Below are 12,109 nucleotides of genomic sequence, written 5' to 3'. Positions count from 1 at the left end.
CGACAGTGCGGTGGGACCACCCCTGGACCAGTGCCAGATGTGGTGGGCGTCGGTCCAGGCGGCGGGGCGTCCGCAGCCGGGGAACGCGCAGCCACAGTCCCTGGCCACCAACGCCTTCCGCAGGCTTGGTGTGACGAAGCGGGTGCTGCGGCCGACATCGAGAGGGTTGCCCTCCTTGTCGACGAACACCGCGGTGACTTTCGCGTCGCAGGACAGGCGGGCGGCGATGGCGGCGGAGACGGGTCCGGCCCACGGCATGCTGGCGTGCCGGACTCTGCGGTAGTACCGCGGCGGCCTGACGTCTGAGCAGCTCTCGCCATGTGTGGATCTGGTTGCACCGACGGGTCCGGTTGCGTTGTCGGAGTGGTAGTCCCAGCCGTTCTTCGTCCAGGCCCCGGTCGCCGGTGTCGACGCGGTCTTGGCGACAGCCTCTTTCAATGCGTCGAGATCGATGGTCACGGTGACGTGCGGTTGTTCGCCGCCCTCGACCGGTCCGCGGGCGTTGTCGAGGTGGCCGCGGATGATCTGCTCCAACGCGTCCGCTCGGCGCTTGGCGGCGGAACGTTGGTCGCGGATCGGGTTTCCGTCGTCGTCTGTGCTCGGGTGCGGCTTGGACAGGCCCGACAGCGCGGTGTTCAGCGCTTCGCCGACCTCGGCGTCGAAGGATCCCTTCACGTGAACCCGTCCTCCCAATGTGGCGGAGGCGTGGAACTCGTTGAGTTCGGGGTTCTCTCCGTCGGGTGGGACGGTTCCGTCGAGTTGCAGGAGCAACTCCAACGCGCGGGCGCGTCTGCGGAGGACGGTGGCGTTCTCGAGTTGGGCTGCGATGAGGAGGTAGGCCTGGCAGTCGTCCGGACGCCCGGTCTCTGGATCGGGGTGCTCCCAGTCGGTCTCCACCAACGGGCCAGGATGACCGACGTTGAGTCGTTCGAGGCGGGCGAGGAAGTCGACGATCACCTGGACGTGTCCGAGTTCGATTCGCCCGGCGTCGAGCGCGGCGGCCATTCGCGGGTGCAGGGGGAGTTCGCGGCCGAGTCGGACGATCTTGCCGGCGTGGCCGGCGGTCATGCGTGTTGCGTCGGAGAGCCAGGAGGTGGTGTCGGCGGCACCGAGGTGGTTGGGCACGCATCGTTGGTCGGCCTCGTGGACCAACCGAATCCGCAGCGCCTCCAGCTCGAGGATCTTCGATGACAGTTCCGGGACGGTGCTCGCGAGTTCGGTTTCGTCGAGTCGCCATGCCTCGACCCCAACGGGGTCGGTGAGCATCTCGACGATTTCCATACACCACACGATACTCGCACATGCATTCGATCACAATGATGTTTCGCCAGGTGAACGGCCTGCCGCCGTAAGCGCTCCCTTTCCTTGCGGGGGTCAGAAGTGCCAACGGGTGCCGGAGGCGCCTTATGTCACCCCTTGCAGTCGATAGATTGTCGATATATCGTCGATAACATGATCGACACGAACCGCGTAGTCGAGGTGACAGTCCCAGGAGGCTGACATGGAAGGCATGAACATTCACAGGGAACATCGGCGCGGCAGGCGTCATCCGGGACGGGTGGGACGAGACCGCCGGCCGGACGGATTCGGTCCGGGATTCGGTCCGGGACCCGGGCAGGGGTTCGGGCCCGGCCCGGGCTTCGGACACGGCGGACCGGGTTTCGGCCGGGGCCGAGGACGAGGTGGGCGGGGTCGGCGCGGTGACGTGCGGGCCGCGATCCTCCTGCTCCTCGCCGAGGGGCCGATGCACGGATACGAACTGATCCAGCGAATTGAGCAGCGCAGCAACGGGATCTGGAAGCCCAGTCCCGGTTCGATCTACCCGGCGCTGGCGCAGCTCGAGGACGAGGGCCTCGTGCTGATCGAGAAGGTCGCCGGCCGGAAGACCGCGCGGCTCACTGACGTCGGCACGACATACGTCGAGGAGCACGCGACCGACCTCGGCAGCCCCTGGGACGAGGTGAGCGCGGGCGTCGGGCGGGAGGCGCAGGACCTGCGAGGACTCGTCGGTCAGCTGATGGGCGCGGTGGGGCAGGTCGCCGCCGTCGGGACTCCCGAACAGGTGAGCGCGGCCGGGGCGATTCTGGTCGAGGCCCGGCGAGCGCTCTACCGCATGCTCGCCGAGGATCCGTCCGCCGCAGGGGATTCCGGCGTCGATTCGATGAAAAGCTAGCCCCCGACGGATACAGTGCACCTCGCAGCGCTCATGATGGAGCTCTGAACCATCGTCTGAGGGGGCGCGCATGCGGGAGACCAACTGTCGAATTGTCGGACTGCAGGCGGTGTCGGCCCGCGCCGTCACCGTGGCGTCGGCCGCGCTGCTCGCCGGATCGTTGTTGCTGGCGCCGGCGGCCGGTGCGACCGGTTCCGCGGATCTGGGATCGGCCGACTCGGCTTCGGTGGACTCGGCTTCTACGGACTCGGGTTCGGTCGACACCCTCTCTGCGGACCTCGGGTCCGCGGCGAAGGAATCACTGACCGTGGTCCCCGAGATTCCCGGACCGCCGCAGTCCACGCATGCCGAGGCCACCAGGTACGACGCCGACTTCCCCGGTTCCGTACCGCCCGGCGTCAACGACTTCGGCTGCAAGCCGACTGCGGCGCACCCGAATCCGGTGATCCTGGCGCACGGAACCGACGCCACCGCGTACTCGGACTACTCCGCGATCGGGCCCCGACTCAAGGCCGACGGATACTGCGTGTTCGCGGTGAACTACGGCGGCAAGCAGGCAGGAAAGCGGTTCGGCACCGAGGACATGAACACCAGCGCGGCTCAGGTGGCAGCGTTCGTCGAGCGGGTGCGGACGTCCACGGGCGCGGCGAAGGTGGACCTCGTCGGCTACTCGCAGGGCGCGACGGTCACCCGGATGTTCGTCAACCGATTGGGCGGCGCCGCCGTCGTCGACAAGTGGGTCGGCATCGCCTCGCCCACCTACGGCGGGGTGTTCTACGGACTCGTCAACGTCGCCAACGTGGTCCCGGGCTCGATGGGACTGATCGGGGCGGTGATGGGCAAGGCATACGAGCAGCAGGTGCAGGGGTCGGACTGGTTGAACGCCCTCAACGCCGGCGGCGACACCGTCCCCGGGGTGAGTTACACCACGATCGGCACCGAGTACGACGAGATGATCCAGCCGTACACGAACATCGCGCTGCGTGACCCCGGCGCGCGGAACATCTTGATCCAGGACTCCTGCGCTCAGAACAAGACCGGACACATGAACATGGTCTACGACCAGTACACGATGGGCCTGGTCTCGCAGGCGTTGGACCCGTCCGCGCCCGCTCCTCGGTGCGAATCCGTGCCGCTCGGCACCGGAATGCTGCAGATGATGATCGCGAGCAACTCCAGCAGCTGAGGTCGGCATCTGCTCACGCTCGAGGCGGCACTCGCCGCGGCCGGACAACTCCGCGCCGCGGCGAGTGTGCCACTGAGGGAACGCTATTCGGCGAGCTTGGCGAACGCCTGTGCCCAGAGGAAGAACTTGTTGGTGCCCAGGTCTTCGACGGTCTTGATGTTGAATGCGGCGAGCAGGTGCTCCGCATCGGACTCGCTGACGCCCTGCAACGCGGACACCGGGGCCTTCGCGATTTCCTCGACTGTCTTGTCTTCCCACGCCTTGATCAGTTTGTTCGCAGTTCCAGCCATGGCAACCTCCAGGTGAGTGCGTGACAATTCCGCATTCCCGTGCGCCGGCATCCCTGCCGCACGCGTCCGGGCCGATCAAGGACAGTCAATACCCGAGTCGGCGTCGGGTGAATCCTTTCGCTCGGCGTTTCGCTGTGAATTCCCCGAGAGTTTCCGGGTGCGGGTGGTTCGGCGGCGCCCCTCGACATCTCTAGACTGTGCGGAGACATTCGCATCCGACTCGTCGCTGCCTCGCGACGACGCCCGAGCCAGGGAGCAGCGCCCGTGACCATCCAGCCGGTTCGCCTGTTCGGCGACCCCGTCCTGCGGACCAGGGCCGACGAGGTCGTGAACTTCGACGGCGAACTACACGCCCTGGTTGCCGACCTCGTCGAGACCATGCGTGACCGCGGCGGCGCCGGCATCGCCGCCCCGCAGATCGGGGTGGGCCTGCGGGTGTTCGCCTACGACTGCGGCGGCGCGTCCGGGCACCTGGTGAACCCGACCTTCGAGGTGGTCGGTGACGAGCAGTCGGTGCTGTCGGAGGGCTGCCTGTCGGTGCCCGGCGTCCGGGGCGAGATACGGCGCGCTGAGCACGTGATCGCCCACGGAATCGACATGCACGGGCAGCCGGTGACCCTCGACGCCACCGGCATCCTGGCCCGATGCGTCCAACACGAGACCGACCACCTCGACGGAGTGATGTTCATGCAGCGGATGGATCCGGACGACCGTAAGGCGGCGATGCGGACTATCCGCGAGTCCGACTGGTTCGGTCGACAGAGTGTCTCGGCGCCCGGCGGGGGTCGCTGACATGCGGATCGTCTTCGCAGGCACCCCCGAACCCGCGGTGCCGTCCCTGGCCCGGCTGATCGCCTCCGACCGGCACGAGGTGGTCGCGGTCGTGACCAGGCCCGACGCCGTCGCCGGCCGCGGCCGCAAGGTCACCCGCTCGCCGATCGGTCAGCTCGCCGACGAGCACGGCATCGAGGTGCTCACCCCGGCCCGCGCGTCGGACCCCGACTTCCTGGCTCGGCTCACCGAGCTGGCGCCAGACTGCTGCCCGGTCGTCGCCTACGGCGCACTGCTGCCGCGTCCGGTCCTCGACGTCCCGAAGTACGGCTGGGTGAACCTGCACTTCTCGCTGCTCCCCGCCTGGCGCGGCGCCGCGCCGGTGCAGGCGGCCATCGCCGCCGGCGACGAGGTCACCGGCGCCAGCGCGTTCCTGCTCGAGGAGGGCCTCGACACCGGACCGGTCCTCGGGGTGATGACCGAGCGCATCCGCCCGGACGACACCGCCGGTGTACTCCTCGGTCGCCTCGCCGACAGCGGCGCGCAGCTGCTCGAGTCGGTGCTCGACGGACTCGAGGCGGGCGCGCTGACGCCGGTTCCGCAACCGGCGGAGGGCATCTCGCACGCGTCCAAGATCACCGTCGAGGCGGCGCGGATCCACTGGGACCGGCCCGCGCTCGCGGTGGACCGGCTGGTCCGCGCGGTCACCCCGGCTCCGGGTGCATGGACCCAGGTCGGCGAGCTGCGGCTGAAGGTGGGCCCGGTGACCCCCGTCGAGGCGGGACTGCTCGATCAGACATTGGCGCCGGGGCAGTTCCTGGTGCGCAAGGACGGCTGCTACGTCGGCACCGCGACCACCCCGGTCCGGCTCAGTGACGTTCAGCCGCAAGGTAAGAAGGCCATGAAGGCCGCCGACTGGGCGCGTGGAGCGCGCCTCGACCCCGAGGTGCGTGCACTGTGACCGAATCCCGTCGACCGGCCCGCGGACAGCGCGGCCAGGGCAGCCAAGGAAGCCCGGGAAACCGTGGCGGCCAAGGAAATCGGGGCAACCAGGGCAAGCAGGGCGGCGAGAACGTCCGGCCGCGTCAGGCCCGCCGCCCCGACCCGACCGTGACGGAGCTGGATCCGGCGCGGGCGGCCGCGCGGGACGTGCTGCGCGCGGTTCGTGAGCGCGACGCCTACGCGAACCTGGTGCTGCCCGGCCTGCTCCGGGAACGGAAGATGGACGGCCGGGACGCGGCCCTGGCCACGGAGCTCGCCTACGGCGCCTCCCGGGCCCGCGGCCTGCTCGACGCGGTGATCTCCGACGGCGCCGGCCGGCCCGTCGAGGAGATCGACGGGCCGCTGCTGGACGTGCTGCGACTCGGTGCCTATCAGCTGCTGCGTACCCGCATCGCCCCGCACGCCGCGGTCGCCACCTCCGTGGACCTGGCGCGCACCGAAATGGGCGACGGCCGGGCGGGTTTCGTGAACGCCGTGCTGCGCCGGGTGGCCGAGCGGACCGAGGAGGAGTGGGTGGCCCGGTTGGCGCCGCCCGCCACCGCCGATCCCGTCGGGCACCTCGCCTTCGGCTACGCCCACCCGACCTGGATCGCGCAGGCCTTCGCCGACGCCCTCGGACCCGACGCCGGTGAGCTCGAGGCCGTCCTCGCGGCGGACGACGCCCGGCCCGTGGTGCACCTGGTCGCGCGGCCCGGGGAGATCTCGGCCGACGAGCTGGCCACCGCGACCGGCGGCGAGGTCGGTCGCTACTCCCCGTACGCGGTCTACCTCGACGGCGGCGACCCCGGGCAGCTCGACGCGGTCCGCGAGGGCCTGGCCGGCGTGCAGGACGAGGGCAGTCAGCTCGTCGCCCGCGCCCTGACCCGGGCGCCGCTGGTCGGCGACGACGCCGGACGCTGGCTGGACCTGTGCGCCGGTCCCGGCGGCAAGGCCGCGCTGCTCGGTGCGTTGGCCGACATCGAGGGCGCCCGGGTGGACGCCGTCGAGCCCGCCGAACACCGCGCCGACCTGGTGCGCAAGACCACCCGCGGGCTGCCCGTCGACGTGCACGTCGCGGACGGCCGCGAGTCCGGCCTGACCCCCGGCTACGACCGGGTGCTCGTCGACGCGCCCTGCACCGGGCTGGGCGCGCTGCGCCGCCGCCCGGAGGCACGCTGGCGCCGGCAGCCCTCGGACGTGGCGGGGCTGGTGAAGCTGCAGCGCGAGTTGCTGGCGGCGGCGATCGAGCTGGTGCGGCCCGGCGGCGTGGTGCTGTACTCCACCTGCTCACCGCACCTGTCGGAGACGGTGGCCGTGGTGGCCGACGCGGTCCGGCGCTACGGCGTCACCCCGCTCGACACCCGCGAGCTGGTGCCCGGCGTGCCCGACCTCGGCGACGGCCTCGGGGTGCAGCTGTGGCCGCACCGGCACGGCACCGACGCGATGTTCATGGCGGCGCTGCGCAAGCCGGAGTGACACCGCAAGCCGGAGTGACACTCGGCATCGCCTGCGCCTCGGCGGCGCTGCTCACCGCCGGTATCGAAGCAGGTCGGTCCGGCTAGCCGACACGACGGGGGATCGTTGCCCAGGACGGGCGCCAGGTCGGCCCCGGCAGCGGTGTCAGGCTTGCGAGGTGGTTCACCACCGCCCGCAGTCGGGGATGCGGAGTCGTCCTGGGGAGGATGAGCGAGAGCGGGTACGCGAGCGTCGGATTGACGATCGGGATGCGGCGCAGGTCGTGGTTGGTCGGCCAGATGTACCGGTCGCGTGCCCCGACGAGGGTGGCCACGTCCGCGGATTCCGCGAGGATGTCCAGGAGTACCTCGTCGCCGAAGTGCGGGCCCGCGGCGTCGATGCGGAGGTCGAACTCGGTGGCGAGCTGGTCGTAGAACTCGCTCCACTCGCTGCGCGGCGCCAAACCCGGGACCCAGATCCGATGCCGGCGCAGCTGCGCCGGCGTCAGGCTCCGCGCCGGGGCGAGCGGATGCCTCGGGCCGACGAGGAGTTCCAGCGGGGAGTCGAACGCGTGGATCATCCGCACGTCGCGCGGCAACGTGGCCGGATCGGTCACCGAACGGAACGAGGCGTCGATGTCGCCGGCTTCGACGGCGGCGACCGCCAGGTGTGGGTCGTTGACCTTGAGGGTCACCACGTCGAGGTCGGTGTCGGGATGCGACCGCCAGTACTCGTGCAGGACAACGGCCTGCGCGGATCGCAGGCCGAGGACGTCGATCCGAAGGGCCCGCGAGCCCGGTCTGATCGCGGTGACGGCCCGATCGACACCCGTCACGATGCTTCGTGCGTGCGGCAGGAACGCCTGGCCGTCGAGAGTCAGCTCGACGCCGCGGGCGGTACGGGTGAACAGGCGGACCTCGAGTTCCCGCTCCAGCGCCGCGATCCGCTTCGAGACGGCCTGCTGCGTCACGCCCAGCTCGCCAGCCGCGTGTTGCAGCTGTCCGAGCTCGGCCGCCCGGACGAACGATCGCACTGCCTCGGTGTCCATCGGCCGAGCATAGGCATGCCCAACCGATCGTTGTGGCTCGCCGGAAACCGGTTGTTTGATCCCGCGTAGGCGCCGCTGATCTGATTTGGCCGACCACATCGGTTGTCGCGGAGGAGTCGCATGAACGTGCAGTTGGGACGCAGCTTCGCCTGGCTGTGGTCGGCCTACGCCGTCAGCACCTATGGCACGTGGATCGCCTTCGGAGCGTTCCCGCTCATCGCGGTGCAGGTGCTGCACTCGTCGGCGTTCGCCGTCTCGCTCCTGGAAGCCGCCGGGCTTGCCGTCGCGGCGATCGTCGCGGTCCCGCTCGGCCCGTGGGTCGAACACCGGTCCAAGCGACCGGTGCTGATCGCGACGGACCTGGCCCGGTTCGTCGCGATGGCGAGCATTCCGATCGCGTACGTCCTCGGCGTGCTGACCTACGGACAACTGCTGGTCGTCTCGATCGTGTCCGGAACATCGAGCATCGTCTTCACCGCCGCTTCCGGCGCGTACCTGAAACGCCTCGTCCGCGGTGAGGATCTCCTCGTCGCGAACGGCAGGCTCGAGGGCACGAGCTGGGTGGCGACCGCGGCGGGTCCACCCCTCGGCGGCGCGCTCGTCGGGCTGTTCGGCCCGGTCGTCACCGTCGCTGCCGATGCCCTCAGTTTTCTGCTGTCCGCGTTCGGGGTTCACCGCATCCGTGGCGACGACGCCGCGACGCCCCGAGACCCGACCAACAGGATGCGTGCCGCCGACCTACTGAGCGGCTGGCGGTTCATCTTCGGTGACCGCGTTCTGCGGAGCCTGTTCCTCAACTCCGTGACGGTCAGCGGTCTGATCATGGCCACCGTCCCGCTCCTGGCCGTTCTCCTGTTGGGCGACTACCACTTCCCGGCCTGGCAGTACGGTCTCGCCTTCGGCGTCCCGGCCCTCGGTGGCTTCGCCGGTGCCCGGCTCTCCGCGCGCCTCGTCGCCCGCTACGGTCGGGACCGGGTCATCACCGTCTCCGGCTGGCTGCGTTCGGTCTTCCCGCTGGGCCTCGCCTTCACCCAGCCCGGCATCGCGGGACTGATCACGGTGATCGTCGTCGAGGGCCTGCTGATCACCTGCATGGGAATCTTCAACCCCGTCAACGCGACGGAACGCCTGCAGCGCACCCCCGCCGATCACGCCGCTCGGGTCCTCACCGCGTGGAGTGTCAGCAGCAAACTCACGCAGGCCGTTTTCGTGGTGACCTGGGGTGCCCTGGCCACACTCACCGGCCCCTTGGCCGCGATCACCTTTTCCGGCGTGCTCCTGCTTGCGACCCCGCTGCTGCTGCCCGAACGGACAGACATGACCGAAGCCGAGGCCGCCGCGTCGGGCGAGGGCGTCCGGGCCGCATGACTCACCCGTGATGCCCCGCTCGTCCCGCAGGCGCACACTCGGATGATGCACACGTGGGACGACGTGGTCGAGCTCGCCCGGAACCTGCCCGAGGTCGAGGAGGGCACCTGGTACCGGACCCCGGCACTGAAGGTCGCAGGCAAGGGCTTCGCGAGGCTGCGCAGCGAGGCCGAGGGCGGCCTGGTGGTGACGTGCGGGCTCGACGAGAAGGCGGCTCTGCTCGGCTCCGGTGACCCGGCGTTCTACACCACCGCGCACTACGACGGCTACGGCGCGATCCTGGTGGACCTCGACCGCGTCGACCGTCGGCCACTGCTCGAACTGCTCACCGACGCGTGGCGGATCAAGGCCCCGGCCCGCCTCCGCCGGAGCCTCGGCGAGCGGCGCGACGGCACCCACTAAACTTGGCGCCCGTGGCCCACCCGATGATCGCCCCGTCCATCCTGTCCGCCGACTTCGCCCGGCTCGCCGAGGAAGCCGCCGCCGTGGCGGGTTCCGACTGGCTGCACGTCGACGTGATGGACGCGCACTTCGTGCCCAATCTCACCCTCGGCCTGCCGGTGGTGCAGTCGCTGCTCAAGGCGACCGACATCCCGCTCGACTGCCACCTGATGATCGAGAACCCGGGCCGCTGGGCGCCGGCGTACGCCGAGGCGGGCGCCTACAACGTCACCATCCACGCCGAGGCCACCGACGACCCGATCGCCGTCGCCCGCGACATCCGCGCCGCGGGCGCCAAGGCCGGGCTGTCGGTCAAGCCGGGCACCCCGATCGAGCCGTACCTGGAGATCCTCAAGGAGTTCGACACGCTGCTGGTGATGAGCGTCGAGCCCGGCTTCGGCGGCCAGTCCTTCATGGCCGAGGTGCTGGGCAAGGCGCGCGCGGTCCGCAAGCTGGTCGACTCCGGTGAGCTGACCCTGGTCGTGGAGATCGACGGCGGCATCAACGCCGACACCGTCGAGGCCGCGGCCGAGGCGGGCGTTGACTGCTTCGTCGCCGGTTCCGCGGTCTACGGCGCCGCCGATCCCGCCGAGGCCGTCCGCAAGCTGCGCGCGCAGGCGGCGTCGGCGTCGCCGCACCTGACACTGGCCGTGTGACGTGCCGGACCGGCCCCAGGACCTGACCGCGCTGCAGGTGGCGATCGACGCCGCCGAGGCGGTGCGCGGCACCACCAGCCCCAACCCGCCGGTCGGCGCGGTGATCCTCGACGCCGGCGGCGTGGTCGTCGGCGTCGGTGCCACCGCCCCGGTCGGGGGGCCGCACGCCGAGGTGATGGCGTTGCGGGCCGCGGGATCGCGGGCCCGCGGCGGCACCGCCGTGGTCACCCTCGAGCCGTGCAACCACACCGGACGCACCGGGCCGTGCGCGGGGGCGCTGCTCGAGGCGGGCGTCGCCCGCGTCGTCTACGCCGTCGCGGACCCGAACCCGACGGCGTCCGGGGGCGCGGACACCCTGCGCGCCGCGGGAGTCGAGGTGGTCCCGCTCACCGGGACCGAGCTCGTCGAACGTGGACCGCTGCGGGCCTGGCTGCACCGCCAGCGCACCGGTCGCGCCCACGTGACCTGGAAGTTCGCCGCCAGCCTGGACGGCCGCAGCGCCGCCGCCGACGGCACCAGCCAGTGGATCACCGGACCCGCCGCCCGGGCCCGGGTGCACGCCGAACGCGCCAAGCTCGACGCCATCGTGGTCGGCACCGGCACCGTCCTCGCCGACGATCCCTGGCTGACCGCACGCAATCCTGACGGCAGCCTCGCCGCCCGCCAGCCACTGCGAGTCGTGGTGGGGGAGAGGGAGATTCCGTCGAACTCCCGGGTCCTCGACGATGCCGCGCCGACCCTGGTGCTGCGTACCCGCGACCCCCACGAGGTGCTCGCCGCGCTGTCCGACCACCCCGACGTGCTGCTCGAGGGCGGCCCGCACCTGGCCGGGGCCTTCCTCGCGGCGGGACTGGTGGACCGGGTGCTCGCGTTCCTCTCACCGGTACTGCTCGGTGCGGGTACCAGCGCGGTGGAGGATGCTGGGGTCGGCACCATCGGGCAGGCGCTGCGGTTCCACCGGGAGTCGGTCGAGACCGTCGGCGACGACCTGCTGCTCAGCCTGACCCCGAACTTTCCCTCGCCGTCAGAGTCATCAGAGAAGAACCACACGCAAGGAGCTCACTGAAGTGTTCACCGGGATCGTCGAAGAACTGGGTGAGATCGTCGCCAAGGAGGACCTGGCCGACGCGGCCCGCTTCACCGTCCGGGGCCCGCTGGTCACCTCGGACGCCGGGCACGGCGACTCGATCGCGGTCAACGGCGTCTGCCTGACCGTCGTCGACGTCCTCGACGGCGACAGCTTCACCGCCGATGTGATGGCCGAGACGCTGAAGCGGTCGAGCCTCGGCGGCCTCGCCGTCGGGAGCCGGGTGAACCTGGAACGGGCCGCCGCGCTGAACAGCCGCCTCGGCGGGCACCTGGTGCAGGGCCACGTCGACGGCACCGGCACGATCATCAGTCGTTCCCCGTCGGAGCACTGGGAGATCGTGCGGATCTCGCTGCCCGCCTCGATCTCCCGGTACGTCGTGGAGAAGGGCTCGATCACCGTCGACGGCGTCTCGCTGACGGTCTCCGCGCTTGGCGTCGAGGGTGACGACGAGTTCTTCGAGATCTCGTTGATCCCCACCACCCTCGCCCTGACGGTCCTCGGCACCGCGGTGCCTGGGACGCTGGTCAACCTCGAGGTGGACGTGATCGCCAAGTACGTCGAGCGGTTGCAGAACGCCGGCCGCTAGGCGGGACGAATTTCGGCCCCCCGCCCCGGGGGTCGTACTGTTGAGGTGCATCCACGGGTGCACA

General features: G+C 70.6%; 13 protein-coding genes. 10 read left to right on the top strand and 3 right to left on the bottom strand.

Annotated features, from left to right (window positions below; genetic code table 11):
* Window positions 1-1,281 (bottom strand): HNH endonuclease signature motif containing protein (locus ACFO6S_RS13895; protein ID WP_378417879.1); only part of this gene is annotated, 1,281 nt, incomplete at its 3' end.
* Window positions 1,282-1,501: 220 nt separating this feature from the next.
* On the opposite strand from ACFO6S_RS13895, the gene ACFO6S_RS13890 reads away from it, so the two are divergent.
* Window positions 1,502-2,173, top strand: coding sequence for a PadR family transcriptional regulator (locus tag ACFO6S_RS13890; RefSeq protein ID WP_378417878.1), 672 nt, complete (start codon window positions 1,502-1,504; stop codon window positions 2,171-2,173).
* 70 nt (window positions 2,174-2,243) lie between these two features.
* Entirely contained in the window at window positions 2,244-3,359 is a 1,116-nt protein-coding gene (locus ACFO6S_RS13885; RefSeq protein ID WP_378417876.1) for an esterase/lipase family protein, read from the top strand.
* A gap of 83 nt (window positions 3,360-3,442) precedes the next feature.
* On the opposite strand, the gene ACFO6S_RS13880 is transcribed toward ACFO6S_RS13885, so the two are convergent.
* Window positions 3,443-3,649, bottom strand: a complete 207-nt coding sequence (locus tag ACFO6S_RS13880; protein WP_378417875.1) for a hypothetical protein — start codon at window positions 3,647-3,649, stop codon at window positions 3,443-3,445.
* Window positions 3,650-3,913: 264 nt separating this feature from the next.
* Here ACFO6S_RS13880 and def point away from each other — a divergent pair, with 264 nt between their 5' ends.
* From def to ACFO6S_RS13865, 3 genes are read left to right on the top strand one after another with little or no spacing between them, the layout of a single operon-like run.
* The gene (gene def / locus ACFO6S_RS13875) at window positions 3,914-4,441 is read left to right on the top strand and encodes a peptide deformylase (protein ID WP_378417873.1); all 528 of its coding nucleotides are present in this window, start codon (window positions 3,914-3,916) and stop codon (window positions 4,439-4,441) included.
* A 1-nt stretch (window position 4,442) separates the two neighbouring features.
* The gene (fmt, locus tag ACFO6S_RS13870; protein ID WP_378417872.1) at window positions 4,443-5,381 is read left to right on the top strand and encodes a methionyl-tRNA formyltransferase; all 939 of its coding nucleotides are present in this window, start codon (window positions 4,443-4,445) and stop codon (window positions 5,379-5,381) included.
* Window positions 5,378-6,877, top strand: a complete 1,500-nt coding sequence (locus ACFO6S_RS13865) for an RsmB/NOP family class I SAM-dependent RNA methyltransferase (protein ID WP_378417871.1) — start codon at window positions 5,378-5,380, stop codon at window positions 6,875-6,877. The genes fmt and ACFO6S_RS13865 overlap by 4 nt, the downstream gene beginning before the upstream one ends.
* A gap of 82 nt (window positions 6,878-6,959) precedes the next feature.
* Here ACFO6S_RS13865 and ACFO6S_RS13860 read toward each other — a convergent pair whose 3' ends face one another.
* Window positions 6,960-7,904 (bottom strand): LysR family transcriptional regulator, encoded by a 945-nt coding sequence (locus ACFO6S_RS13860; RefSeq protein WP_378417870.1) that lies wholly within the window; start codon window positions 7,902-7,904, stop codon window positions 6,960-6,962.
* A 120-nt stretch (window positions 7,905-8,024) separates the two neighbouring features.
* Here ACFO6S_RS13860 and ACFO6S_RS13855 point away from each other — a divergent pair, with 120 nt between their 5' ends.
* Genes ACFO6S_RS13855 through ACFO6S_RS13835 form a run of 5 tightly spaced genes read left to right on the top strand, consistent with a single transcriptional unit; the run spans window position 8,025 to window position 12,045 of the window.
* Window positions 8,025-9,272, top strand: coding sequence for an MFS transporter (locus tag ACFO6S_RS13855; protein ID WP_378417868.1), 1,248 nt, complete (start codon window positions 8,025-8,027; stop codon window positions 9,270-9,272).
* 45 nt (window positions 9,273-9,317) lie between these two features.
* On the top strand, window positions 9,318-9,674 hold the full coding sequence (locus ACFO6S_RS13850; RefSeq protein ID WP_378417866.1) for an MmcQ/YjbR family DNA-binding protein: 357 nt from the start codon (window positions 9,318-9,320) through the stop codon (window positions 9,672-9,674).
* An 11-nt stretch (window positions 9,675-9,685) separates the two neighbouring features.
* Window positions 9,686-10,369 carry a ribulose-phosphate 3-epimerase gene (gene rpe / locus ACFO6S_RS13845; protein ID WP_378417864.1) on the top strand — a complete coding sequence of 228 codons (684 nt, stop codon included), beginning with the start codon at window positions 9,686-9,688 and terminating at the stop codon, window positions 10,367-10,369.
* 1 nt (window position 10,370) lies between these two features.
* Window positions 10,371-11,435 (top strand): bifunctional diaminohydroxyphosphoribosylaminopyrimidine deaminase/5-amino-6-(5-phosphoribosylamino)uracil reductase RibD, encoded by a 1,065-nt coding sequence (gene ribD, locus ACFO6S_RS13840; RefSeq protein ID WP_378417862.1) that lies wholly within the window; start codon window positions 10,371-10,373, stop codon window positions 11,433-11,435.
* 1 nt (window position 11,436) lies between these two features.
* Window positions 11,437-12,045 carry a riboflavin synthase gene (locus ACFO6S_RS13835; RefSeq protein ID WP_378417860.1) on the top strand — a complete coding sequence of 203 codons (609 nt, stop codon included), beginning with the start codon at window positions 11,437-11,439 and terminating at the stop codon, window positions 12,043-12,045.
* The last annotated feature ends 64 nt before the right edge of the window (window positions 12,046-12,109 follow it).

This window comes from Rhodococcus kronopolitis (assembly GCF_042654025.1).
GTDB lineage: Bacteria > Actinomycetota > Actinomycetes > Mycobacteriales > Mycobacteriaceae > Rhodococcus_G > Rhodococcus_G kronopolitis.
Note: the sequence above shows the minus strand (reverse complement) of the source record. Positions and strands in the feature narration are given on the sequence as shown.